The organism is Mesorhizobium sp. LNHC252B00 (assembly GCF_000502955.1).
Taxonomy (GTDB): Bacteria; Pseudomonadota; Alphaproteobacteria; order Rhizobiales; family Rhizobiaceae; genus Mesorhizobium.
The window spans coordinates 53448-77919 of sequence record NZ_AYWO01000009.1; the positions used below are offsets into that span (position 1 = coordinate 53448).

Below are 24472 nucleotides of genomic sequence, written 5' to 3' on the forward strand. Positions count from 1 at the left end.
CGCTGGCCCAAGCAGCGTTGATACGGCTGCGGGGGCAGGTCAAATCAAAAACGCGAGACAATTGGCGACCGGACACGCCGATCTAGCCGAGCGGCTTCTCAAAACTCAGCATCGTCGGCCTTGAGCTGTCGCGGGATTCCGTCGCGGCGCCGACGGGCAGAAACCCTTTCGATCGGTAGAAGGCGATGGCGCCGCTATTGGCCTCCTCGACCTCGACGCGCAGCACTTGCGCTTCCGGGAAACTGTCCTCGATCTCGTCGAGCAGCGATTGCCCGATGCCGCGCCTTTGGCAGTCCGGATGGACGTAAAGCTGGTTCAACAGGATGACCTTCGCATCCGCGGTGGCGGCGGCGAAAGCCATGCCGCCGATGCGCTTGCCGTCATCGGCCACCAGGAACTCCGAATTCGGCCGTGTCAGCCGCGAACGAAGCGAGGCAATCGAGTGCCATTCATCGGTGATCTCGGTCACTTTGGCAGCGCCATAAAGGGCGTCATAGGTCGCATGCCAAGTCTCGACCAGCAGCGTCCGCACAGCGGCAAGGTCGCGCTCCCCGGCGGTGCGGACGAACACAGCCCTACTCGATGCCCAGCTTGACCTTGACGAGATCGTTGACCGCTTGTGGGTTGGCCTTGCCACCGGTCGCCTTCATCACCTGGCCAACGAACCAGCCCGCCATGCTCGGCTTGGCGCGCGCCTGTTCGACCTTGTCGGGGTTGGCAGCGATGACCTCGTCCACGGCCCTCTCGATGGCGCCGGTGTCGGTAACCTGCTTCATGCCACGGCTCTCGACCAGCTGGCGCGGATCGCCGCCCTCGGTCCAGACGATCTCGAAGAGGTCCTTGGCGATTTTGCCGGAGATGGTCCCATCCTTGATGAGATCGATGACCGCGCCCAGCTGATCAGGCGAAATCGGAGCGTTTTCAATGCCTTTTCCTGCCTTGTTCAATTGTCCGAGCAGATCGTTGATGACCCAGTTGGCGGCGAGCTTGCCGTCGCGGCCGGCGGCGACCTTCTCGAAATAATCGGCGATCGGCTTTTCCGAAACCAGGATCGAGGCGTCATAGGTCGAAAGGCCGAGCGACGAGATCAGCCGCGCCTTCTTGTCGTCCGGCAGTTCCGGCAACTCCCTCGCCAGCGCATCGACATACGCCTGGTCGAATTCCAGCGGCAGAAGATCCGGATCGGGGAAATAGCGGTAATCGTGCGCCTCTTCCTTCGAGCGCATCGAACGCGTCTCGCCCTTGACGGCATCGAACAGCCGCGTTTCCTGGTCGATCTTGCCGCCATCCTCGAGGATGGCAATCTGCCGGCGTGCCTCGTAGTCGATGGCCTGGCCGATGAAGCGGATCGAATTGACGTTCTTGACCTCGCAGCGCGTGCCGAACTCACCGCCCGGCTTGCGTACCGAGACGTTGACGTCGGCACGCATCGAGCCTTCGTCCATGTTGCCGTCGCAGGTGCCGAGATAGCGCACGATGGTGCGCAGCTTGGTGACATAGGCCTTGGCTTCGTCGGCCGAGCGCATATCCGGCTTCGAGACGATCTCCATTAGCGCCACGCCCGACCGGTTGAGGTCGACATAGGACATGGTCGGATGCTGGTCGTGCATCGACTTGCCCGCATCCTGCTCCAGATGCAGCCGCTCGATGCCGACCTCGATGTCCTCGAATTCGCCCTGGCGGTCGGGACCGACCGAGACGATCACCGTGCCCTCGCCGACGATCGGCTGCTTGAACTGCGAGATTTGGTAACCCTGCGGCAGGTCGGGATAAAAGTAGTTTTTCCGGTCGAAGACCGACTTGTGGTTGATCTGCGCCTTCAGCCCAAGGCCAGTGCGGATCGCCTGCTTGACGCATTCCTCGTTGATGACGGGCAACATGCCCGGCATCGCCGCGTCGACCAGGCTGACATTGGCGTTGGGTGCCGCTCCAAAGGCGGTCGAGGCGCCGGAAAACAGCTTTGCTTCCGAGGTGACCTGCGCGTGGACCTCGAGACCGATGATGATCTCCCAGTCGCCGGTGGCACCAGAAACAAGGCGCTTGGCGTCGGGCGTGCGGGTGTCGATGAGGGACATTGTGGCCTGCGTATTGGAACTACGGATTATGCGTTTACGCATATTTTGGTGTGCAACTTCGCTAGTGCAAACCGTTCAACGAGACAAGCGCAAAGCCACGGACTGGCCTTTTCAGCCGCTTTCGCCTATAGGACGCCCATCCCAATGGAGAGTGGATGTCCACTTACGCTCAGTCCCGGTAAGGCCCTGACCTCCTAGCGAGGCAGGGCAGAAAACCTGAAACCCCGTGCCGTGAAGTTTCGCGGCGGCGGCATTTTCTGTTTTCCCGGAAACTCTCCCATGGATATTTCGCGCATTGAACAGCGCATCCTGCACCTGCTCGCGCAGGGCGGACGCATTGAAATCGAAAAGAACGAGAAAAAGCGGATCGCCTCCGTCAAATGCCTGACCCGTGACGGCTGGCATTATCCGGGCGTCGATCTCGACATGTTTCGAAAGCTGAAGCGGAAGAAGGCCGTTTCTTCGTCGGGCGGTGGACCCTACCGCATCACCCGGCGTGGGCTGGAACTCGTCCGTTCCGAACTCGACAACAGGTAGACACGGCTCCGCCGGTCGGTGCTCCGGCCGGCGGTTCCCTCCACCGCTCAGGCGGTGGCGATATAGGCCCTGATCTCTTCGGCCTCGCGCTCGACATCCTCGATGCGGCGCTTGACCACGTCGCCGATAGACACGATGCCATCGAGCATGCCGTCCTTTTCCACCGGCAGATGGCGGAAACGGCCTCGGGTCATGATTTCCATCACCTCGTTGACGGTGTGGTTCTCGTTGCAGATCTTCACCTTGGGCGTCATCGCCGAACGCACGGCTATATCGAGCGCGGCACCGCCTTCCTTGGCCAGAACCCGCACAATGTCGCGCTCGGAAAGAATGCCGACGATCTTGTGGTCACCATTGGTGATGACCAGCGCGCCGATCCTGTGTTCGGACAGGATGCGAATGGCTTCGCTCAGCTTTTCGTTCGGCCCGAGCGTCAACACATCATGGCCTTTTTTCTCGAGAATTGCCTTCACCGTCATGGCTTCCTCCTCTGCTTTTTGCCCGCCGGTTCCAGCCTGACCGGCTTTCACATAAGAGTGAATATCGTGCGCCGTGATCGGTTGCATTTCAAGTGCGGTGGTCGGTGTTCTCCCATTCCGGCGCCTGCCACCGCCTGTCGAACCAGCGCAGGCCGAAGAAGCCGGCAACGAAGCCGCCAATATGGGCTTCCCACGCGATCTGGCCCTCTACACCCGGGGCAAAGCCAAGAAGACCGGTGGCAAGATTGATGATCATCCACACGGCGAGGAAGATCACGACGCCGCGCAAGCGCAATACCAATGCGATCGGCAGCACCGGGCCGGCGAAGGCAGCCTTGCCGGCCGAGCGATCGGTACGGAAACCGAACCGCGCCGCAGCTCCCATCATGCCTGATATGGCTCCCGAGGCACCGACCAGCGGCGCTTCTCCATAAGGATGCATCGCCCAGAAAAGCGCGACCGAAGCCAGCCCGGTTACGGCAAAGAACAGCGCGAACCAGAGCGTGCCCAAACGATTTGCCAATGGCGAGCCAAAGGCTGCAAGCCAGACCATGTTGATGGCAATATGGGCAAAGCCGCCATGCATGAAGGCATAGGTGAACGGCCGGGAAAACAGGAACCAGTCGAAGCCATATTGTCCGGTGTAGAGAACCGGGATGAAAGCCCCGTCGTACAGCAATAACATCTGCTGTGCTTCGTTCAGCACATATTGCTGCAGCAGATAGACGGCGACGCAAATGCCGATCACCGCCAGCACCACCGGGGGCAGGTTGAACACCGGCTCACGCCGCCGTGGCGGCGCGTCGTCCACCTGTTGTGTTTCCGAAGGGTCTGCCGGTTCGCTCATGCGCATCTGATCCAGGATTCCTGCGCGTCCTTTAGAGCAAGGATGCTCGCGTTGGAACAATTCTGTTTCCCGGACAGCGAATGCCCCGCACCAGGTCGCCTTCATTTGCTAAAAGACCGAAAGGAAGCGAAGCGGAAATGCTCCGGGATGCGAAAAACTCGCAACGAGCGTTCTCGGAAGCGATGATCCCCCTCCCTAGAATGCCGCCAATTCCAAAGGGGTCCCCACATGATCAAGCATCTTCTTTCCCTGGCCGTCGCTGGCATCGCCAGTCTCGTCACCGCCGCTTCGGCGCAGGGCATATCCGGCGCACCAGCTCCCTTCGACAAGGGCGGCGTCAAGATTGCCGTCGTCAGCTTCCTCGGCTCCGGCGACTGGCTCCAGGCATTCGAGGCCGGCGTGAAGCGCCAGGCCGACGCGCTTGGCATCGAGGCCAACATCTCGCAGGCGCGCAACGACATCAACACCGAGCGGCAGTTGATCCAGCAGGCGATCAACCTCGGCGTGCAAGGCATCATCATCAACAACGGCCAGCCCGAAGCCATCAAGGACGTCGCACAGGCGGCGCTTGACGCCGGCATTCCGGTGGTGGCCTACGACACCAATCTCGACAATCCAAAGATCCCGCAGGTCGAACAGTCCGACGCCGATATGGCGCGCCTCGTGCTCGACCAGGCGGTCAAGGACCAGGGCCAGAAATTCGATGGCGGCGTCCTCTATGTCGCCGGCTTCGCGCCGCTCGATCGCCGCTATGCGGTCTGGAAGGATTTCGGCAAAAAGTACCTAGGCATCAAGGAAGTCGCCACCTGGGGCGTGGTCAACGACACCGTCGCCGCTTCGGTCGCGGACCAGACCAAGGCTGTGCTCACCGCCAACCCGACGCTTTCGGTTGTCTTCGCTCCATGGGACGAATTCGCTCGTGGCGTGAAGCTCGCCATCGACGAGCTTGGCGTCGCCGATAAGGTGAAGATCTATGGCGTCGACATCTCGACCTCGGACATCCAGGCCATTCTCGAACCGAACAGCCCTTGGGTGGCGACGGCCGCAACCAATCCGGCCGTGGTCGGCGAGGCTTCGGTGCGTGCGCTTGCCCAGCTGATCGCCGGACAGAATCCCGGCCATTCCGTGCTGATCCAGCCGACGCTCGTCACCAGGAAGGATCTCGTCGACAACAACATCAAGACGATCGAGGACCTGCAGGCGAAGTTCCCGGCCTTCAAGGACAGCGACGCGGCAAAAGCACCCTGGATACCTGCGTCCAATTGAAATCCGGCATCTTCCTTCAGACAATCAGCAATCGGAACAATCATCCCCGGCCTGACCGGGGATGATCACACTGGAATGCCCGACGACGACCGCATCTGTGCCTCCACCCGCTCCGGCAGGCAGGAGGCACCGGCCCGACCTTGCGAAAGACGATCATGAGTTCTGTCCCTGCCCCCGACTATTTCAGCAACATGCGCCTGATCGGCCATTCCGATCAGGGTGGGCGACCGGACGGATTGCAGGTGATGGTGCATCGGGGCTTCGCCTATGTCGCGCATCCCTGGTCGCAGGGTTTTTCCATCATCGATGTGCGCGATCCCAAGAATCCGGGCGGGACCGTGTTCGTGCCGGCGCCACCGAATACCTGGACGATCCATCTACAGACGCATGAAGACCTATTGCTGGTCGTCCATGCGCGCGATCTGTTCGCCGATGCTGCTTTCGCGTTCGATGAGAAGGTCTACTACACCAAGTCGATCGGCGAGACGATCGGCACCGCGTCCGGTTCGGGCTCGGCGCGGGCCTGGTCGGCCGGCATGGCCATCTACGATATCTCGAAGCCAAAGCAGCCTCGCCAGATTGGCTTCTTCCCGGTCGATGGCATCGGTATTCATCGCATCTGGTATGTCGGTGGGCGCTACGCCTATGTGTCGGCGCTTCTCGACGGCTACAGCGACTACATTCTGCTCACTGTCGACCTTCAAGACCCGACACGGCCCGTCGAGGCCGGTCGCTGGTGGATACCCGGCATGCATCTCGCCGGCGGCGAGACACCGGGCTGGCCCGACGGCCGACGCTACGCGTTGCATCATGCGGTCGTCGAAGGCGACACCGCCTATGCCTGCTGGCGCGACGGCGGGCTGACCGTGCTCGATGTCGCGGACCCTGCCCTGCCGAAGCTGATCACCCACAAAAACTGGTCGCCGCCCTATGGAGGCGGCACGCATTCGGCGCTGCCGCTGGTCAAGCGCGGTCTGCTCGTCGTCGCCGACGAGGCCGTGCTCGACCATGAGGAGGACGGGCGCAAGCATACCTGGATCTTCGACATGCGCGATCCGGCGAACCCTATTTCGATCTCGACGCTGCCGACCCCGGATGAAACCGACTACACCGCCAAGGGCGGACATTTCGGCCCGCACAATCTGCATGAGAACCGGCCGGGCAGCTTCGTGTCCGACACGCTGATCTTTGCAACCTACCAGAATGCAGGGGTGCGCGTTTTCGACATCTCCGACCCCTATCGGCCGAAGGAGACAGGAGCGCTGGTACCGCCAGCGCCCAGCCGCATGGTCGACAAGCGTCCGAACCGGCCACGAGTGATCCAGTCGACCGACGTGTTCGTCGACGCCAATGGCATCATCTATTCGCCCGATTACAATGCCGGGCTGGCAATCATGGAATATGGCGGTTGACAGACGCGACCGTGCCCGTTGGCTTGCCTGCCTTTCTCAGTTCTCACCCAATCCATAACCGGCTGAACCACTTGTCCCTCACCGCCGCCCCCATTGCCGTCGCTGTCGCCGGGATCGAGAAATCTTTTGGGCCGACGCGCGCGCTCGCCGGAGCCGATCTTGCCGTCGCGGCCGGGGAGGTGGTGGCGCTGATGGGCGCCAATGGCGCCGGCAAGTCGACGCTGGTGAAAATCCTTTCGGGCTCACATGTGCCCGACGCGGGAACGATCACGCTTGGCGGCAGGTTCGTCGCCTTCGCCTCGCCCAGCGCCGCCAAGGCTGCCGGCATCGCGACCGTCCATCAGGCGACGGACCAGGCCGGCGCCGCTGGATTGACGGTCGCCGAGAATCTTCTGCTCGATGAACTTTGCCAGCCCGGCGGGCGCTTCTTCGTCTCGGCCACGTCTATCCGCAGGCGTGCGCGCGCCATCGCGGCGCTGATCGATCTCGACCTGCCGCTCGACCGCGACTTCGTCGATCTGCGGCCGGCGGAACGGCAATTGGTCGCCATCGCCCGCGCCGTAGCGGCCAAGGCCTCGGTCCTCATTCTCGATGAGCCGACATCCAGCCTTTCGGCCAAGGAAGCGGACCGGCTCTTCGCCATCATCCGGCGGCTGCGGACCGGCGGCATGGCAATCCTCTACATCTCGCACAGGCTTGGCGACCTTGCCGCCATCGCCGATCGCGCCGTCATCATGCGCGGCGGTCGCATCGTCGGCGCTTTTGCCAAGCCGATCGATTTCCCTGCCGCCGTTGCGGCCATGATCGGCCGAACATTGGAAGCCGCCACCCATGACGGCAAGACGTCGACGGCCCCGATCGTCGCCTCCATCAAGGGCGCGCGGCTGATTCCCGGTGCACGGCCTTTCGATCTCGACCTGCGCTCCGGCGAGGTCGTCGCGCTGACCGGCACGCTCGGCTCGGGCAAAAGCCGGCTGCTGCGCGCGCTTTTCGGCCTGGAAACGCTGGCGCAGGGCAGCTTCGTGCTCGATGGAAAACCGTGGCTTTCGAACGGACCGGGGCGATCGATCGAAAACGGCGTTTTCATGGTCGCCGAAGATCGCTGGGCATCGTCGCTTTTGCCAGCCGAGATTCCGGGCGCCTCGATTGCCGGCACGATCGCCCTGCCGCATCTGCGGCGCTGGTTTCCCAGCGGTCTGCTGCGGGCCGCGCGCGAGCGCAGGGTCGCCTCCGAGGCGATCGCCCGGCTCGGCATCAAGGCGCGCGGACCCGACGACACACTCGATGAGCTTTCCGGCGGCAACCAGCAGAAGGTCGTGCTCGCCCGCTGGCAAGCGGCACCTTGCCGGCTGCTGTTGCTCGACGAGCCTTTCCAGGGCGTCGACGTCGGCGCGCGTGCCGACCTGATCGCCGCGATCCGCAACAGCCAGAGCGATTCCGCCACGCTGATCGCGACAAGCGACACCGAAGAGGCGCTGGAGGTTGCCGACCGCATCCTCGTCATGCGCGATCATTCACTTCACGAGGCCGGTGACGGCCATGGCTCGCTGACAGACCAGATCGGCAAGGTCGAGAGCGAAAAGGCCGGAGATCATCGATGACGAACCTGACGACCGAGCAACCAGCCGCCCCGCGCACATCGTTCTTCCGGGAGACGCGCCGCTACGCGCTCTTCGTGCTGCTGGCACTGATGGTGATCGGCTTCTGGTATGCCCAGCCCGCCTTCATCCGCTCGGCCAACCTGTTCTCGATCCTGCAGGCGGTTTCTGTCGTGGCGATCCTCGGCGTCGGGGTTTCTATCACAATGTCGGCCGACGGCTTCGATCTCTCGGTAGGCAGTATCGCCGCCTCGTCAGTGATGGCGGCGAGCTACGCCATGGTCGTCTGGCAGCTGGACGCGGCTGAGACCATGGTGCTGGTCCTGCTGATGGGCGCCTTCATAGGCCTCTTGAACGGGCTGCTGATCGTGCGTGTCGGCGTCCCCGATCTTCTCGCCACGCTGGCGACCATGTTCCTGCTCGCCGGCCTGCAGCTGATCCCGACAGGCGGCCGCTCGATCACCGCCGGGATGGTGCTTCCCGACGGCTCATCGGTCACTGGCGCTTACGATCCAGCCTTCCTGATCCTCGGCCGGTCGCGGCTCTTCGACACGATCCCCTTGTCTGTCGTGGTCATGGCGGTCGTCGCCGTCCTCGCCTGGTTTCTGATGGAGCGTACGCGCTGGGGCCGCGTCTTCTATGCGATCGGCGGCAACGAAACGGCCGCGCATCTATCCGGCGCGCCGACCAAGGCATACCGGCTCTGGGCCTATATCCTGTCCGGCACTCTTGCTTCGCTGGGAGGTCTGATCGTCGCTTCGCGTGTCGGCCGCGGCGATGTCTCAGCCGGCAACTCGCTCCTGCTCGATGCGGTGGCGGCCTCGCTGATCGGATATGCCGTGTTCGACAAGCGTCGCCCGCATGTGATCGGCACTGTGGCCGGCGCAATCTTCGTCGGCGTCCTCCTGAACGGCCTCACCATGCTGAACGCGCCCTATTACACGCAAGATTTCGTCAAGGGCGTCGTGCTGGTTGGCGCTCTGGCGCTGACGTTCGGCCTGGGAAAGAAACGATAGTTCACGCCGGCACAGGCGTTATCTCCCCTCCTTCGCGGCGAAACGAGGGAGGGGAGAAAAGGTCAGTTGGTGGGGATCCAGCTTGCGGTCGCTGCGTCGCTCTGACCAAAAGCGGGCAACTTGGCATCGAGATCCTCGATCGTCTTGATGCCGTTCTTGCGCAGCTCCTCCTGTGTCAGCAGGACCGGCTTGACGACGATGTTGTGGCCGGGATCCTCTCCCGCGATCAGCTTTGCCGCCGCCCGCACCGAAACGGCGCCTACGACGGCCGGGTTGGTGGCCGCGGTGGCGACCCATGGACTGCCTTCCGCGGTGATCTCGGTGATATCGGCGGTCGACACATCGGCCGAATAGATCTTCACCTTGTTCGAGATGCCGAGCTCATCGGTGGCGAGTTTCACGCCGCGCGCGAACTCGTCATAGGGGGCAAAGACGACGCTGATGTCGGTATTGGCCTGGAACGCCGCCTTGGTCTGGTCGGCGGTCGACACCGCGGTCGTATCATTGACCGTTCCCCAGCGGGCTTTCTCGACGATCCCGGGATTGGCCTTCTTGGTCTCCTCCCAGATTTCATTGCGACGGTCGAGCGGCGCGAAACCGGCGACGTAGACATAACCCGCCTGGAATGAGGTGCCGTTGTCCTTGAGGGCCTGGCCGAGGGACGCCTTGGCCAACTCGTGATCGGATTGTTCGACTTGCGGGATTTTCGGATTGCCGAGATCGACGTCGAAAGCCACAACCTTGATGCCGGCGTCGAGGGCCTTCTGCGCGACATCCTTTAAAGCTTCCGGCTGGCCATGGTCGATGATGATCGCCTGGACGCCGAGATTGATCGCCTGTTCGATCTGGTCACGTTGTGCCGCCGCATCCTGCCGGCCGGAAAAGACCGTGAGATCGATGTCGAGCGCTTTCGCCTGTTTCGTCGCACCGGCCTGGTAGGCCTGAAAGAAATCGCCGGCGGAGATGAAGGTGACGAGTGCCACCTTCACGCCGCCCTTGTCGAAGGGCGCCGGCGCTCCGGCCAACCCGGCGGCCTGTGCCGCCCCGGCCGGAATGGCACAGGCGAGCAGGCTGGCGGTGATCAGTCCAAGAACGGAAGTCTTCATGAAGGTCCCCAGAAAATAACGCCGACAAGGCGCGTCTCCGACCGCGGGATCGCCGCCGTCGCGCCTCAAGGAGCGAATGCGCAAGAGTACAGCGGCAATCGAGCCGTTCGGAACGCAGATTTTTCTCTTTCGAAGCGCGTGATTGGCAAATGTTGCCGTTGCTTGTCGCAGGCTTGGGCGATGCCGCGTTGTCGATCATCGGGATTGTTGGCGGTATCGCGGCGAGCGGAAATCCCAGCCCGCTATTAACCGCGAATCGCTGGGCGCGAATCAAAAAAGAAGCCGTTCAAGGTTTCCCTTGAACGGCTGGTCGAGCCCCCTGCTCCCCTAAAACTCTGACTGAAGTGCTGCCGATCGTCGCGAAACGACCGCTTCTGGAGTGGTTTTTGTGTGCCACGGGGCTTGCTTCGACGCAACGTAAACCACTTGTTAACCTTAACGGCCCCGACCCGTGAACAAGTGTTAACGACGCTGGCACGCTTCCTGCTCCGCAACGCATGTAGGTCATCGGAGGGCGCCCTTCTGTTCACCGATGGGACATCAGACGACAGATTGCGCGGAGCAGCATAATATGAACCAGAATGGATCGATCACGCTGTTCCACTATTGGAATCGCCTGCGTGACGGACGCCCTGCCCCGAAGCGTTCGGAGGTCGAGCCGGCCGATATCAAGTCGCTGCTGGCCGACACCTTTATCCTGGAACGGGACACGCGCGGGCAAGCCGTGTTCCGGCTGGCCGGCACCAGGCTTTGCGCCTGCTATGGCCGCGAACTCAAGGGGTTTTCCTTTCCATCGCTGTGGCGCGAGAAGGATCAGCGGCTCGTCTCGCGGCTGATCCATGGCGTCTTCGAGCAGAAGTCGGTCGTGCTCATCACCTATGAGGGCTTCAGCCGCAATGGGCGCTCCAACAAGTTCGAGCTGCTCGCTTTGCCGCTTGACGGCGGCGTCGAAAATCCGCGCTGCCTGGGCGTCGTCAGTGCCGTGGAGAAGCCCTTCTGGCTGGGCGCCGACCCGATCACCGACGCGTTGATCGATTCGATCCGCGTCATCGACCCGGAGAAGGAGCTCCTGAACAACCGTCCGGCGATCGATGTTCCCTCGCTCGTTCCCGACGATCTCGGGGCACCCGAGACGATCTCGGCGCTCGGCCGGGCGCGCCGCATCCGTCATCTTGTCGTCTTCGATGGCGGGCGCGAGGAATAATCCGCAGTTTCGCGTCTCGGTAACGTCGCCCAAAAGTGCGCAGCGGTCTTGGAACAACGACATACATACAAAGGGAAGAGCCTAAAAGCGCCCGCTTTTCCCCTTTGTTAACCTGCTTTGTTGTACTTCTTTGATGAAGTTCTCGCATCGACGCGTGGGACGCAAACAGGGTGAAGGCAGTCATGAGGTCAGCGGCGATCGACTATGCGCCGTCCCAAGCTGAAAGGCGTAACTTCCAGCGCGTCCGCGTCAAGATTTACGGGCGCTTCATGCTGGAAGACCGCACCGAGCACCCCTGCCAGGTCGTCGACATGTCGCCGGGCAATGTAGCATTTCGCACCGACCGCATCGGCATGCCCGGCGAAAAAGTCATCGCCTACATCGATCATATCGGCCGCATCGAAGGTGTCGTCACGCGCACCTTGCAGGACGGTTTCGCAATGACCGTCATCGCGTCGGATCGCAAGAAGGACAAGCTTGCCGCGCAATTGACCTGGCTTGCCAACAAGCATGAACTCGACCTGCCGGAAGACCGTCGCCACGAGCGCGTCGCGCCGCGCAATCCGACCAGCGTTCTGCAGCTCACCGATGGCCGCCAGTACCAGTGCCGTATCATCGACCTGTCGCTTTCCGGCGCTGCGGTCGAGATCGACGTCAAGCCGGCAATCGGCATCCAGGTCATGCTGGGCACCATGCGCGGGCAGGTCGTCCGCCATTTCGAGGATGGCGTCGCCATCGAATTCGCCGTCATCCAGCGTCCCGAAACGCTCGATTCCGAATTCAACGCGCCGCGCGCCTGACAAGGCCAGCAACGCTTCATGAAGCCGGCCCTTTGCGGCCGGTTTTTGCGTTCGCGACATCGCCGATTGAGATGCTTCAGACAAGCTCGAGGCCGTTGCCCTGCAAGGCCCGCGTGACATCGAGCCCGAGGATCAGCTTAGAAAGCCCAAATGATTTAATACTCAAATGATTCAAATTTTATGTTTATTCTACTGGCGTTTTACTCAATATCTACTTCGTGCTTTTGCCTCAAATAAATCCACATGTGGCAATGTCTCCTTCGAACGGGGAGACTACAACAATGAAGAAAACGAGGCGCAAGCTGTTGCTGGTGGCAATAGCGATGCAGCTTTCCGCCTGGGGATCAGCATATGCCGCGGGACCGGCCTATATGCACACCGGCGGACGTACCACGCAGCCTGTCGGCCATTATGAGTTCTGCCAGCGCATAGCTGGCGAATGCAGCGAAAGGACCCCCAAGGGCGCGCCGGTCGAGCTGACCCGCAAACTGTGGGCGACGATCGTCAACATCAACAATTCCGTCAACACCCGCATCAAGCCGCGCACCGATATGGAGAACTACGGTGTCGAGGAATACTGGGCCTATCCGGATAATGGCTATGGCGATTGCGAGGATTACGCGCTCGAAAAGCGTCGTGAATTGATGGATGCGGGCGTGCCCGCCGGCAATCTGCTGATGACCGTCGCGCGCCAGCCGAATGGCGACGGTCACGCGGTACTGACCGTGCGCACCAGCCTGGGGGAATTCATCCTCGACAATCTGGAGACCAAGGTCCTGTCCTGGACGGACACCGACTACACCTATCTCAAGCGCCAGTCCGACCAGAATTCGGGCGTTTGGGTGACGATCAACGACGGCCGCTCCGACGCGGTCGCGAGCGTCCGCTAGATATCACAGATCAGGCGCTCCGCATGAGTGCGAAGCGCTTAAGGAGAAACCCGGTCGAGTCCCCACCCTCCCCGTCCCCAACGACCGGGTGAAAGGAGCCGGCCCCGTCCCCGGGCCGGCTCCGCCATTTCTGGCGATGAAATGGCATCCGCTTGAGTGTCGTCACTTGTCAAAATGATATTATGTCAGACCACCCATCGGAAGGTCGCGGCTGCTACGGACATCGGACAAAGCCAGCCCCTTGCCCCTGCGATCCAGCTTTCAAATGGCTTTTGATCGCTGCAGTATGGGCGATCAAATTGCCACCTCTGGATCACCGCGATGTTGGAAATCCCGGAAGATCGCTGCGAGCGCCATCGCCTGTACAAGGCCATCGACGATGCCTTCAAGGCGGGCGATTTCGATGGTCTCGGCATGGCTATGGGTGGCTCGCCCCGCTGGTTCGACGAGCGCATGCCGTTTGAGCTCGGGCTCGGGCATCCGCTGGAATTTGCAATCTATTGGAGCCCCGTCGGTTTCATCTCGACCTTGCTGGATGCTGGCTCGGATCCAAATTATCAGGATCACGGCGGGTTTCCGTCCCTCATCGCGGCGCTGTCCACCGACCGGGCCGACAGGCTGGACATCGTGCGGGTATTGATCGAGGCCGGTGCCGACCCCAACATGCGGGGTGTGAACGACTGGACGCCGCTTCACTATTCGGTGGCCATCCGCAGCGTCGATGCGATCCGCCTGCTTTTGGCGGCGGGCGCCGACCCGACGCTCGAGACCCGCATCGATCACTACAGGACAGCCATCGAGGAGGCCGACATTGCCTGCTTTGACGCCGGTGCGTCCTTGCTGCGCGATGCGATAGCCGGGCCTGGCTCCAACCGCCGGTGAGTTAGGCCGCGATGAAAGATATAGGCCAAACTGGCCTCAGGCATTCTTCAAGCCCGCCTTGAAGCGCTTGCCATTGGCAACGTAGTGCGCCGCCGAGCCGCGCAACTTCGCCACGGCCGCGTCGTCCAGCACCCTGATTGCCTTGGCAGGCGAGCCGACGATCAGCGAATTGTCCGGGAATTCCTTGCCTTCGGTGACCAGCGCACCCGCACCGACCAACGAATTCCTGCCGATTTTCGCGCCGTTCAGCACGATGGCGCCCATACCGATCAGACTGTTGTCGCCGATCGTGCAGCCATGCAGCAAGGCGCGATGGCCGATCGTGCAGCCCTCCCCGATCGTCAGCGGAAAGCCGGGATCGGTGTGCATGACCGTATGTTCCTGCACATTGGTGTCGGCGCCGATGACGATGCGCTCATTGTCGCCGCGAATGACGGCGCCGAACCAGAAGCCGGCATTGCGGCCGACCCGAACGTCGCCGATCAGCGTCGCATCGGGCGCGATCCAGTTGGTCTGCACATCCGCGAAACTGGGCCCCGTTCCATCGATCGCGTAGAGCGGCATGTCTTGGTCTCCGAATCGTCTCAGCCTGGCAAGTCGGACCCTAGGAGACGGATCGTCCAAGAGGCAATGGCAAGCACGACCACGCCCAGCGCCAAGGACCAGGCTATTGCCGTGCAGCCGCAGGACATCAGCGCCATCATCGAAATGCGGCGCTCGCGCCGGGCATCGATGGCATCGTTGACGAGCATGAAAGGGCCGGCACACGCGGTGGCGAGCAGCGAGCGCAAGATATGGGACGGCGACACATAGGGTTCGGTGAAGGCGACCTTGCGGCCCGAAACCAGTTCCATGGCCGATCCGGCCATCCCGCAGGCGGTCAACCCGACGACAAAAGCGAAGAGCGTGAGTTCCAGCGGTCCCATCTTAACTTCCCATTTACCATGAAATTGCACAGTCGTTCCATGAAGGCTGCAAAAGCCATGCCGTGCGACGTGTACCGCCCAGGGACACAGAGGCGGCTGGGATCCGAGAACCGAGATGAAACAGGCAGCGCTCGCCAACGAACTCACCGTGGTCGATTCCAGGCTGATGAAGCGGGTGCTCTACGCGTTCGCGGCGCTGGCCCTGCTGTCGGCAGCGATCAGCCTCGGCGGCAAATGGTTCGGCCATTCGATCGCCATGGCCGGATACACCGACGACGCAACAATCCACCAGGTGGTGATCGGCAACAATGTCATCGCCGTGCCGGCCAACGCCATCCGTTTCGCCCAGGCCAGGCGCGACGGTATCGCCTCGCGGCTCGATCTCTATCTGCGCTACCCCCAGATGGACGGCTACAGCGAGGCCGCGCGCGACGATTTCAACCACACCGGGGCAGCCAAGAACATCGTCTTCCTGTCTTTCGAACAGCGGATGATGTCGCGTGACATGAGTGGCCGCTTCGCGCCGATCTACAGCGCGTTGATCACCAAACCCGGCATTGCGGGGCCTGGCGGCACGACGGTGTACGGTTTCAACGAGAAATCAGGCTATTTGAACGAGGTGCTGGTTGTCGCCGAGCGCCCCGGCAAGGACCCGTTCGTGGCACGTTGCCTGAGCGGGCCGAGTGCCGACGAATCGCTGGCGCCGTGCGAGCGCGACATCCAGGTCGGCGACGAACTCAGCCTCACCTATCGCTTCCCAAGGGAGTTTCTGGGTGATTGGCAGACGCTTGACGCGGCAATCGCCACAGAAGCCGGGCGTGTCCTGAAAACAGGACATTAGAATAGAAAGCGTCGGGAGATCCGGCTGGCCGGCCGCATTCGAGGCGCAGCCGGCCAAGCGCAAGGTGCTGGCTCAGGCCAGATCGATGTCGAGGATTGCCATCGAAAAATTGTAGTCGCCGTCGTCTTCATCCTTGAAGACGATGCCGAGGAATTCGTCACCGACATAGACCTCGGCTGAATCTTCCTTGCGCGGCCGTGCCTTGACCTCGAGCTTGGGGTTCTGGAAGACGCGCTTGAAATAGGCGTCCAGCTTTCTGATTTCGTCCGGCTTCAACAGTCTTCTCCGATCATCGGGCTTGCTCGTTCGAGCGCGCTTCTGACACGTCGACAATGGCGATGTAAAGGCAAGCGGCCCGATAAGGCGAGACAACCGCCACTCATGCCCACGGCCGGAATCCGGCAGCGGGCGGCGGCCTTGTGAAAATCAGATGTCGAAGCTGACGACCTGATCCATCGTCTGCGACGGCAGAAGCTGGTCCATCTGGCGCGACGGCTGATCGCAGCCGGTCTCGCCAACGACGCGAGCCGGTACGCCGGCAACCGTCTTGTTGTGCGGCACTGGCGACAGCACCACCGAGCCTGCCGCAATCTTCGAGCAATGGCCGATTTCGATGTTGCCGAGGATCTTGGCACCGGCGCCGATCAGCACGCCGTAGCGGATCTTGGGATGACGGTCGCCGCCGGCCTTGCCGGTACCGCCCAGTGTTACGCCATGCAAGATCGACACATCGTCCTCGATGACCGCGGTCTCGCCGACCACAAGGCCGGTGGCGTGGTCGATGAAGATGCCCTTGCCGATGCGCGCGGCCGGGTTGATGTCGGTCTGGAAGACCGAGGACGAGCGGCTCTGCAGATAGAGGGCGAAATCCTTGCGGCCCTGGCTCCACAGCCAATGCGCCAGGCGGTGTGTCTGGATGGCGTGAAAACCCTTGAAATAGAGCACCGGCATGATGAAGCGGTCGCAGGCCGGATCGCGGTCGTAATAGGCCTGGATGTCGACGCGCACGGTCGTCGGCCAGTCCTTGTCGTCGGCCAGCATGGATTTGAAGGTCTGGCGGATGAGATCGGAGCCGATGTCCTGGTGCGCCAGCCGTTCGGCCAGGCGATGGATGACCGCTTCCTCCAGGCTGTCCTGGTTGAGGATGGTCGAATAGAGGAACGCGGCGAGCAGCGGGTCGCGGTTGACAGCCTCCATCGCTTCGTCGCGGATCGAGCGCCAGATCGGATCGACCGGCTTCAATCCGCTGTGTCGGGAAATGCTGATGCTGTTCATCGCCGTCTCGTCCTGCGCCCTGCCGGGCTTGCCTGTTGTCCGGCCGCACATATAAGCCAGATCATAGCACGATTGAACTCAATTTTCCTCAGTGCATTGTCAAATGGATTTGGTTCGCGGGAATTCAAGCAGCCATGGAAAACGAACCCTTGATCGATGACGCTCTGAAGAGCGAGCTTTCAGCGCTCTACCGGGGACCAGGCCGCCATTACCACAACCTTGCCCATATCGAAGCGATGTTGGCGCTTGCAGGTGACTATCGGGCGGCGCTCGGCGACCCCGGAGCCGTCGAAGCGGCGATCTGGTTCCACGATGCCATCTATGACAGCAAGGCCAAGGACAACGAGGCGCAAAGTGCTGCCCTAGCCGAGAAGAAGCTGGCGGGCCGCGCGGACCCTTCCCGCCTCAACCGCATCTCGGCGATGATCGTCGCCACCGCCACACACCAGGTGCCGCCGTTTGACGACGCGACGAGCACACGCGACGCAAGTCTTTTCCTCGATATGGATCTGTCGATCCTGGGTGCCGCGCCGGACGCCTTCGACGCCTATGAGCGCGCCGTACGACGCGAGTACGCCTGGGTGGAGGGGCCGATGTGGCGGGCCGGGCGCAGTGCCGTGCTGAAGAATTTCTTCGCCCGCCCACACATTTTCCACACGGAGGAATTCCGGCAACGCTTTGAACGGCAGGCCCGCGAAAACATGGCGCGGTCGCTGGCGGCTCTCACCACAGGCTGAGGGCAGTCACGTCCCGCTCCCCTCGCCGTCCGCTCAGAGCGGATTTTCGGCATAGAACTCCACCACACGCTGCTTGAAGGTCTTGTCCCCGACTGCCAGCATGTGGTCACGGCCCACAATGTGAAAGGCCCCGGCGTTCGGCATCAACGCCGCGAGTTCATCGGGCGAGCCGCCAATGTCGTCGGTCGTGCCGACAGCGACCAGCGTCGGCTGGGCGATGCGGGCAATATCCTGCTCGCTCAGCAGTTCGCGCGATTTGGCAATGCAGGCGGCCAACGCACGGCGATCGCTGCGGGTCTGGTCGGCGAAGGCGCGAAACGAACGGCCGCGCGGATGGCTTGTCGCGGCCGGATCATCGGCAAGCAGGGCCGCGGCGATCGGATCCCAATCGCCGACGCCATCGATCATGCCGATGCCAAGACCTCCGAAAACCAGCGTCGCCACCTTGTCCGGATCCGACAGCGCCAGGAACGCCGCGATGCGCGCGCCCATCGAATAGCCCATGATATGGGCGCGCTCGATGCCGAGGTGGTCGAGCAAGGCGGCGGCATCCGAAGCCATCTTCGCCGGCGTATAGTCGGCCTCCTCATAGCTCTTCGAAGACGAACCATGGCCGCGGTTGTCGAAGGCGATGGCGCGGTAACCGGCATCGTTCAGCGTCTTGAACCAGCCGGGCGACACCCAATTGACATAGTGGCTCGAAGCGAAGCCGTGGATCATGAGGACCGGATCGCCCTCGCCCGACGCCGGCTGGCGGTCGAGGAAGGCAATGTCGAAGCCGTCATGGGTGAAAAGCTGCATCGGCGATCCCGCCTGTCCACTCAACCGCCGCCGCCATTGGGCGCATCGCCATTGTCGGCGGGCGGCATGCCGGGGCCGGACGCTGTGCCCACGGCCGGATGGCGCACCAGGTCGCCATATTCGATGCCGTTGCTGGCGGCCGTGCCGGCCTTGAGTTCGAGCACGAAACGTACCGGGACACCTGGCGAAATAACGGCGTCGGATTGCGGCTCACCGCGCTTGATCGCCCGGATCTTGCCGTCCTGGCCGACAAAGATCAGATCGAGCGGCATCGGCGTGTTCCGCATCCAGAAATTGACCTGCTGTGGCATCTCGAAGACGAACAGCATGCCGTGATCGTCGGGCATGTCCTGGCGATACATCAAACCGGCTTCGCGCTCTGGATCGGTGTCGGCGATTTCGATGGAAAAGGAGCGATCGCCGCCTTTCGTCACCACGACCAGTGGCGTCGGGTCGACCGCAAGGATCATCGCCCGACTGTCCGCCGCGGTCGGCCGTTCGGAATAGAAGAAGGCGCCTGCGGCGACGATGACGGCAATCACGGCGCACACCACGCCCGCCGCCAGCCAGTTCCTGTGAGCCATTCGAAATCCTCAGCCGGAAATCGTCCTAGTGCGAGACCGGCAAGGTCCCCATATCGGGGTGAATTTCGGCGGCCATAAGGCCTTTGTCGCCGCGTCCGAAACGAACCAGAACGACTTGGCCTGGCCGAAGCTCGGTGATGCCGTAGCGGCGCAAGGTCTCCATGTGGACGAAGATGTCCTCGGTGCCCTCGCCGCGGGTCAGAAAACCAAAACCCTTGGTGCGGTTGAACCACTTCACCAAAGCGCGTTCGAGACCGCTTTCCGGCGTCACCGCGACATGGGTGCGCTGCTCCTGCATCTCGGCCGGGTGAACCGCTGTGGTGAGATCCATGGAGAGAACCCGGAAGGCCTGCAATCCGCGGTCGCCATGCTTGACGAGGCAGACCACGCGCGCGCCCTCCAGGGCCGTCTGAAAGCCGTCCTTTCGAAGACACGTCACATGGAGGAGGATGTCGCCCGAAATGCCGTCATCCGGGAGGATGAAACCATAACCCTTGGCCACATCGAACCACTTGATCACGCCGGCAATTTCGAGCAGGTCGGCGGCGTCACCGCCTTCGTCACGCTGCAAGGCATCGCCTAGAGGTTCGTCCCGCCCCATGAAAGAGGCCTTTTCCCCCATAAGAATGCCCCCTCTTTTAAAGAACACCGCAACTGATTCTTGGGGACCAGATTAACACTGCCGCTTCCGGTGTGTGCAAGACCTGCCGTGCCTTTTTTCACGGTTCAATGGGGTGAATACCGGATTTGTTCTTTGCCGGCATTGCGCGATGCCGCATGATTGCCCTTTGACGGGGTCGACCCTATGTTGCACCGCAATGCAATTCCCACGAGGAATCCTCATGCGCTATCTGCACACCATGGTCCGCGTCGCCGACGTCGATGCCTCGCTTGACTTCTACTGCAACAAGCTCGGCCTCAAGGAGGTGCGCCGCTACGAAAACGAGCAAGGCCGCTTCACGCTGATCTTCCTCGCCGCGTCGGAAGACGAGCAAAGCGGCATCGCCGACAAGGCGCCGCTAATCGAACTGACCTACAATTGGGATCCGGAAGACTACAAGGGCGGGCGAAATTTCGGCCACCTCGCCTATGAGGTCGACGACATCTACGCCACCTGCCAGCATTTGATGGACAACGGCGTCATCATCAATCGGCCGCCGCGCGACGGCAATATGGCCTTCGTCAAGTCGCCGGACGGCATTTCGATCGAACTGCTGCAAAAGGGACCGGCGAAGCCCAAAGCCGAGCCTTGGGCCTCGATGCCGAACACCGGCACCTGGTAGCGATCACGCCATCTTGAGTGGGGCGGCCATGCGGACAAGCCGGCCGCCTTTGCCGTTCTGATCGAAGGCACCTATCTACCTGCTTATCGCGCCTGCCCGCCGAGGCCGGCGCTTACCAGGAGAATTCATTCATGCCGACCAGCCGTGCCGATATTGCCACCGAGCATGCCAGCCGCTACCTGCAGCAATTGTGCAAGCACTGGGCGCACAAATTCCCGGTCGAGTTCGATCCCGCCCATGGCACCATCGATCTCTCAATGGGCCGCACGGTTCTGGACGCAGACGCGACCGCGCTGCATATCACGGTTTCAACTGACGAAGCCGGATCGATCGAAGGGCTGGAAAGCGTCGTCGCCGATCACATCAAGCGCTTTGCTTTCCGCGAAGAGTTGACCTTCGACTGGAAACCCGCGCCGGCGGCATAAGCGCTTATTCGAGCACGACTTCTGGCGAAAACCGGTACCCACTTTTCGGGATCATGCTTCACTTCCCATCGGCCTGAGCGGCCATCGCCAGCAGCGCCTGCACCGAGCGCCAATTGCGCGCCGTGCCTGGCACTTTCAGGGTGCGCGGGATCAGCCCGGCAAACACCGATTTGCCCAGTCCATCCGGCGCATGCAGGTAGAGCACATCGCCCTTGACCTCGAAGCGTTCGGGCCCTGTGCACTTTTCGGCCAGCCGCGCCACCTCATCAGCGGTCGGCTCGCGTTCCAGCACATAGGCATGGAGCCTCGTGTGGTCCGCAGCCACGTCCGGATAGGGATTTTCGTTCACCAGCCGCTCGAACCATGAGAGATCGCGCACCATGATGCGGGAATGGAAACCCCATTTCTTCTCGAAGGCTGCTTCGAGCTGTTTTGCCAGCGTGACCGCGTTGCCCTTCTTCGCCTTGAACACGGCATTGCCGCTCTGCACATAGGTGGCGACATCGGAAAAGCCGAGATCCTCGAAGAATGATCGCAACTCCGCCATGTTGACGATGCGGTTGCCGCCGACATTGATGCCGGAAAACAGCGCGACGAAGGTTTTTCCGACACCGCTCATATGATGAACCCGGCCAAGGTCTCGTTGTCGGTGATGTCCTGGTACTGGACGCCTTCTGCCTCGAAATTCGCCTTGAGCAGGTCGAAATTGCGGCGGTCCTTGGTTTCGATGCCGATCAGCACCGAACCGAAATTGCGCGCCGATTTCTTCAGATATTCGAAACGGGCGATGTCGTCGTCCGGACCGAGCAGTTCGAGGAAGTCGCGCAGCGCGCCTGGCCGCTGGGGGAAGCGGATGATGAAGTATTTCTTCAGGCCCTCGAAGCGCAGTGCCCGCTCCTTGACGTCGGGCAGCCGCTCGAAATCGAAATTGCCGCCCGAGACCACGGCGACAATGGTCTTGCCCCTGATTTCCTTTCTGGAGAAATCCTTCAGCGCATCGATCGCCAGGGCACCGGCCGGCTCCAGCACGACGCCCTCGACGTTGAGCATCTCGATCATGGTGGCGCAGAGCCGGTTTTCCGGGATCAGCCGCACGGTGTCGGCAGGAAAATCCTTGAGATGCCGTAACGGCTCGCGGCCGATCTCGGCCACTGCCGCGCCATCGACGAAATTGTCGACCTTGGCGAGCTTGAGCCGTTTTCCCGCAGCGAGGCTCTCTCGCAGGCTCGGTGCGCCGGCTGGTTCACAGAAGACGAAGCGCGCTTCCCGGCCCTGATCGGCGAAAAAGTGAGTGACGCCGGCGGCGAGCCCGCCACCGCCGACCGGCAGCATGACGATGTCGGGCATGCGGGCGCCGGGCATCTGGTCCGCGATCTCATAGGCGACGGTCGCCTGGCCCTCGATGATGTCCTTGTGGTCGAAGGGCGGCACCATATGGGCGCCGGAACTTTCGGTGAATTCGAAGGCGGCGCGATAGCAATCGTCGAAAAAGTCGCCAACCAGCCTGATCTCGACGAAATCGCCGCCGAACAGCCTGGTCTTGTCGATCTTCTGCTGCGGTGTCGTCACGGGCATGAACACCACGCCCTTCTTGCCGAAATGGCGACAGACGAAAGCAAAGCCCTGCGCATGGTTGCCGGCGGACGCGCACACGAACAGTTCGGCCTCGTTGCCCGCCGCCAGCGTTTTGCGGAAGAAATTAAAGGCGCCGCGGATCTTGTAGGAACGCACGGGCGACAGATCCTCGCGCTTCAACAGCACCCGCGCGCCGGTCTTTTTCGACAAATAGTCGTTTTCCTGCAGCGGCGTTTCCGGGAAGATCTGACGGATCGCGGCAGCAGCGCCAGCAACGCGGGAAGAGAAACTGTTCATTGGAAACCTCTTCGCGGCGCATGTCGTCGGCAGACCTCGTCACCGATTGGGCTGCGCACCGTCAGTTGTTGGCGTTATGCTACGATGCAGCACGAACCCGCCTATTGCATATCCGGCCTTGCGACGCCATCGTCCCGCCATTCATGTCTTCTCGCAACGGGCATTCGCAAAAGCTTTGCAAGCTCTTGAAGGCGTTTTTTGATGCATTGGTGGCGGTCGGCCTGAAATCCTGTCCCTGCCAAAACCGGCGCGTCGACGGTAGATGCGGCTCATTGTGCGCACCAGGGAGGCGTTCCTCGCGTCATTTTGGCTTTCGCGCAACACTGCGGCGGCTGTAGCCGGGCGCTGATCACATTTCGATGGGACACGACTTAGTTCCGCCGCACTCTCCCTGTCCGGGAGGTGTCGCGGGGGTAGACAGGCCTTTCGGCCGGAGTTGGAATTTCAAGCGTGCCTTTGAAGAAGATCTTTACCGTTGTCCTTGCCTTGTTCGTCACCGGCTGCGCCGGCTCGCAAACACAGGAACTGCTGGGTAGCGCCATGGTGTCCGCCCCGGTGACGGAGATCGCCGGCAACCACAGCATCTTTATCGCCACGACGCGCAAGAAATCCGACGATCCCAATAAGGTTTTCGACGGCGAGCGCTCGGCGACGCTTAACTACGCGCGCGTCAACGTCACCGTTCCGGGGATCCACGAGACCGGCCAGATCGAGCGGCGCTCGCGCGGCAAGTCGGACGACCCGGCCAAATATTTCATGGCCTCCGAGGTCGTCGGCTACGACACGCAGCCGAAATTCTCCAGCGCCCTCAACGCCGACATCGCGGCGCGCGGCGGCCGCGTCATGGTCTTCGTGCATGGCTACAACACCGGCTTCGACGCCGCCGTCTATCGCCTCACCCAGATTGTCCACGATTCCGGCTATCCCGGCACGCCCGTGCTGTTTTCCTGGGCATCGGGCGCCAGGACCACCGACTATGTCTACGACAAGGAAAGCGCCAGTGCTGCCCGCGACCAGCTGGAAGTGACGCTCAGGATGCTGCAGCAGTCGGGCGCCCGGCGCATCGACATAGTCGCCCACTCAATGGGAACCTGGGTGACCATGGAAACGCTGCGCCAGATGGCCATCAGCGGCGACCGCGATCTCGGTGGCAAGCTCGGCGACGTGGTGCTGGCCTCACCCGACATCGACGTCGACGTGTTCAAGAGCCAGATGCGGCGCTACGGCAAGCCCGACAAGCCGTTCATCCTGCTATTGTCCGACGACGATCGGGCCCTGAGGCTCTCAGGCCTGATCGCCGGTTCGCGGCCGCGCGTCGGCGACTACAAGGATGCCGCCGATCTTGCCTCCTACGGCGTGACCGTCGTCGACCTCTCCACGGTCAAGGGAAGCGACAGCTTCAACCATACGAAATTCGCCGACAATCCAACGCTGGTGAAGATGATCGGCCAGCGCCTGCGCGAGGATGACGGCTTTGCCAGCGACCGTGACGTGACCGACCGCATCGGCCTGCTCGGCCAATAGATGGGGTCCCGCGGTTTCGCCGTGCCTGTTCAGTATTGCGGACGTATGGACTCACTTTGAACTGGACCGCGCCGGTGTCTGGCTCTATCGGA

At 62.0% G+C, this 24472-nt stretch carries 29 protein-coding genes; 15 read left to right on the forward strand and 14 right to left on the reverse strand.

Annotated elements, in window-relative coordinates; genetic code table 11:
- Window positions 1-82: 82 nt before the first annotated feature.
- Together X744_RS156255 and gatB are read right to left on the reverse strand one after the other, a co-directional pair.
- A complete protein-coding gene (locus tag X744_RS156255) occupies window positions 83-571 on the reverse strand; it encodes a GNAT family N-acetyltransferase (RefSeq protein ID WP_023759400.1) in 489 nt (162 codons plus the stop codon).
- 4 nt (window positions 572-575) lie between these two features.
- A complete protein-coding gene (gene gatB / locus X744_RS156250) occupies window positions 576-2075 on the reverse strand; it encodes an Asp-tRNA(Asn)/Glu-tRNA(Gln) amidotransferase subunit GatB (protein WP_023759401.1) in 1500 nt (499 codons plus the stop codon).
- Between the two features lie 279 nt (window positions 2076-2354).
- Between gatB and X744_RS156245 the strand changes: the two genes are divergently transcribed.
- Complete coding sequence (locus X744_RS156245) at window positions 2355-2612, forward strand: YjhX family toxin (protein ID WP_023759402.1); 258 nt, start codon at window positions 2355-2357, stop codon at window positions 2610-2612.
- Window positions 2613-2659: 47 nt separating this feature from the next.
- Here X744_RS156245 and X744_RS156240 read toward each other — a convergent pair whose 3' ends face one another.
- Together X744_RS156240 and X744_RS156235 are read right to left on the reverse strand one after the other, a co-directional pair.
- On the reverse strand, window positions 2660-3091 hold the full coding sequence (locus X744_RS156240; protein WP_023759403.1) for a CBS domain-containing protein: 432 nt from the start codon (window positions 3089-3091) through the stop codon (window positions 2660-2662).
- An 88-nt stretch (window positions 3092-3179) separates the two neighbouring features.
- The gene (locus X744_RS156235) at window positions 3180-3938 is read right to left on the reverse strand and encodes a rhomboid family intramembrane serine protease (protein ID WP_023759404.1); all 759 of its coding nucleotides are present in this window, start codon (window positions 3936-3938) and stop codon (window positions 3180-3182) included.
- Window positions 3939-4166: 228 nt separating this feature from the next.
- On the opposite strand from X744_RS156235, the gene X744_RS156230 reads away from it, so the two are divergent.
- The 4 genes from X744_RS156230 (at window position 4167) to X744_RS156215 (ending at window position 9230) form a co-directional block, all read left to right on the forward strand.
- Window positions 4167-5204: a substrate-binding domain-containing protein gene (locus tag X744_RS156230; protein ID WP_023759405.1), complete on the forward strand. Its 1038-nt coding sequence runs from the start codon at window positions 4167-4169 to the stop codon at window positions 5202-5204.
- A gap of 155 nt (window positions 5205-5359) precedes the next feature.
- Entirely contained in the window at window positions 5360-6616 is a 1257-nt protein-coding gene (locus tag X744_RS156225) for a hypothetical protein (RefSeq protein WP_023759406.1), read from the forward strand.
- Window positions 6617-6687: 71 nt separating this feature from the next.
- Window positions 6688-8217 carry a sugar ABC transporter ATP-binding protein gene (locus tag X744_RS156220; protein ID WP_023759407.1) on the forward strand — a complete coding sequence of 510 codons (1530 nt, stop codon included), beginning with the start codon at window positions 6688-6690 and terminating at the stop codon, window positions 8215-8217.
- Entirely contained in the window at window positions 8214-9230 is a 1017-nt protein-coding gene (locus X744_RS156215; protein ID WP_023759408.1) for an ABC transporter permease, read from the forward strand. The genes X744_RS156220 and X744_RS156215 overlap by 4 nt, the downstream gene beginning before the upstream one ends.
- Window positions 9231-9292: 62 nt before the next feature.
- Here the strand turns inward: X744_RS156215 and X744_RS156210 are convergent, their stop codons facing one another.
- Window positions 9293-10336: a substrate-binding domain-containing protein gene (locus X744_RS156210; RefSeq protein WP_023759409.1), complete on the reverse strand. Its 1044-nt coding sequence runs from the start codon at window positions 10334-10336 to the stop codon at window positions 9293-9295.
- 149 nt (window positions 10337-10485) lie between these two features.
- On the opposite strand from X744_RS156210, the gene X744_RS1000000173690 reads away from it, so the two are divergent.
- The 5 genes from X744_RS1000000173690 (at window position 10486) to X744_RS156190 (ending at window position 14112) form a co-directional block, all read left to right on the forward strand.
- Window positions 10486-10638, forward strand: coding sequence for a hypothetical protein (locus X744_RS1000000173690; RefSeq protein ID WP_156938546.1), 153 nt, complete (start codon window positions 10486-10488; stop codon window positions 10636-10638).
- A 269-nt stretch (window positions 10639-10907) separates the two neighbouring features.
- Entirely contained in the window at window positions 10908-11540 is a 633-nt protein-coding gene (locus X744_RS156205) for a PAS domain-containing protein (protein WP_023759410.1), read from the forward strand.
- Between the two features lie 182 nt (window positions 11541-11722).
- Window positions 11723-12340: a PilZ domain-containing protein gene (locus X744_RS156200; protein ID WP_023759411.1), complete on the forward strand. Its 618-nt coding sequence runs from the start codon at window positions 11723-11725 to the stop codon at window positions 12338-12340.
- A 281-nt stretch (window positions 12341-12621) separates the two neighbouring features.
- Complete coding sequence (locus X744_RS156195; RefSeq protein WP_023759412.1) at window positions 12622-13230, forward strand: transglutaminase-like cysteine peptidase; 609 nt, start codon at window positions 12622-12624, stop codon at window positions 13228-13230.
- A gap of 321 nt (window positions 13231-13551) precedes the next feature.
- On the forward strand, window positions 13552-14112 hold the full coding sequence (locus X744_RS156190; RefSeq protein WP_023759413.1) for an ankyrin repeat domain-containing protein: 561 nt from the start codon (window positions 13552-13554) through the stop codon (window positions 14110-14112).
- A 36-nt stretch (window positions 14113-14148) separates the two neighbouring features.
- Here X744_RS156190 and X744_RS156185 read toward each other — a convergent pair whose 3' ends face one another.
- Together X744_RS156185 and X744_RS156180 are read right to left on the reverse strand one after the other, a co-directional pair.
- Window positions 14149-14676: a gamma carbonic anhydrase family protein gene (locus X744_RS156185; RefSeq protein WP_023759414.1), complete on the reverse strand. Its 528-nt coding sequence runs from the start codon at window positions 14674-14676 to the stop codon at window positions 14149-14151.
- A 20-nt stretch (window positions 14677-14696) separates the two neighbouring features.
- Window positions 14697-15038 (reverse strand): hypothetical protein, encoded by a 342-nt coding sequence (locus X744_RS156180; RefSeq protein WP_023759415.1) that lies wholly within the window; start codon window positions 15036-15038, stop codon window positions 14697-14699.
- A gap of 115 nt (window positions 15039-15153) precedes the next feature.
- Between X744_RS156180 and X744_RS156175 the strand changes: the two genes are divergently transcribed.
- The gene (locus tag X744_RS156175) at window positions 15154-15879 is read left to right on the forward strand and encodes a hypothetical protein (protein ID WP_023759416.1); all 726 of its coding nucleotides are present in this window, start codon (window positions 15154-15156) and stop codon (window positions 15877-15879) included.
- A 72-nt stretch (window positions 15880-15951) separates the two neighbouring features.
- Here the strand turns inward: X744_RS156175 and X744_RS156170 are convergent, their stop codons facing one another.
- Entirely contained in the window at window positions 15952-16155 is a 204-nt protein-coding gene (locus X744_RS156170; RefSeq protein WP_006200852.1) for a DUF3126 family protein, read from the reverse strand.
- A gap of 150 nt (window positions 16156-16305) precedes the next feature.
- Entirely contained in the window at window positions 16306-17154 is an 849-nt protein-coding gene (gene cysE, locus X744_RS156165) for a serine O-acetyltransferase (RefSeq protein WP_023759417.1), read from the reverse strand.
- A gap of 134 nt (window positions 17155-17288) precedes the next feature.
- On the opposite strand from cysE, the gene X744_RS156160 reads away from it, so the two are divergent.
- The gene (locus X744_RS156160) at window positions 17289-17891 is read left to right on the forward strand and encodes a hypothetical protein (RefSeq protein ID WP_023759418.1); all 603 of its coding nucleotides are present in this window, start codon (window positions 17289-17291) and stop codon (window positions 17889-17891) included.
- Between the two features lie 33 nt (window positions 17892-17924).
- Here the strand turns inward: X744_RS156160 and X744_RS156155 are convergent, their stop codons facing one another.
- From X744_RS156155 to X744_RS0136860, 3 genes are read right to left on the reverse strand one after another with little or no spacing between them, the layout of a single operon-like run.
- Window positions 17925-18692 carry an alpha/beta hydrolase gene (locus X744_RS156155; protein WP_023759419.1) on the reverse strand — a complete coding sequence of 256 codons (768 nt, stop codon included), beginning with the start codon at window positions 18690-18692 and terminating at the stop codon, window positions 17925-17927.
- Window positions 18693-18712: 20 nt separating this feature from the next.
- Window positions 18713-19276, reverse strand: coding sequence for a DUF192 domain-containing protein (locus tag X744_RS156150; RefSeq protein ID WP_023759420.1), 564 nt, complete (start codon window positions 19274-19276; stop codon window positions 18713-18715).
- A gap of 25 nt (window positions 19277-19301) precedes the next feature.
- Window positions 19302-19877 (reverse strand): cold-shock protein, encoded by a 576-nt coding sequence (locus X744_RS0136860; protein ID WP_198032227.1) that lies wholly within the window; start codon window positions 19875-19877, stop codon window positions 19302-19304.
- Between the two features lie 241 nt (window positions 19878-20118).
- On the opposite strand from X744_RS0136860, the gene gloA reads away from it, so the two are divergent.
- Both gloA and X744_RS156140 read left to right on the forward strand, forming a co-directional pair.
- Window positions 20119-20559 (forward strand): lactoylglutathione lyase, encoded by a 441-nt coding sequence (gene gloA, locus X744_RS156145; protein WP_023759421.1) that lies wholly within the window; start codon window positions 20119-20121, stop codon window positions 20557-20559.
- 131 nt (window positions 20560-20690) lie between these two features.
- Window positions 20691-20984 (forward strand): DUF2218 domain-containing protein, encoded by a 294-nt coding sequence (locus X744_RS156140; RefSeq protein WP_023759422.1) that lies wholly within the window; start codon window positions 20691-20693, stop codon window positions 20982-20984.
- A 58-nt stretch (window positions 20985-21042) separates the two neighbouring features.
- On the opposite strand, the gene X744_RS156135 is transcribed toward X744_RS156140, so the two are convergent.
- Both X744_RS156135 and ilvA read right to left on the reverse strand, forming a co-directional pair.
- Window positions 21043-21603: a DUF1697 domain-containing protein gene (locus X744_RS156135; RefSeq protein ID WP_023759423.1), complete on the reverse strand. Its 561-nt coding sequence runs from the start codon at window positions 21601-21603 to the stop codon at window positions 21043-21045.
- Entirely contained in the window at window positions 21600-22856 is a 1257-nt protein-coding gene (gene ilvA, locus X744_RS156130) for a threonine ammonia-lyase IlvA (protein ID WP_023759424.1), read from the reverse strand. Before ilvA ends, X744_RS156135 begins: the two co-directional genes overlap by 4 nt.
- 450 nt (window positions 22857-23306) lie before the next feature.
- On the opposite strand from ilvA, the gene X744_RS156125 reads away from it, so the two are divergent.
- Window positions 23307-24380, forward strand: coding sequence for an alpha/beta hydrolase (locus X744_RS156125; RefSeq protein WP_023759425.1), 1074 nt, complete (start codon window positions 23307-23309; stop codon window positions 24378-24380).
- Window positions 24381-24472 lie beyond the last annotated feature (92 nt).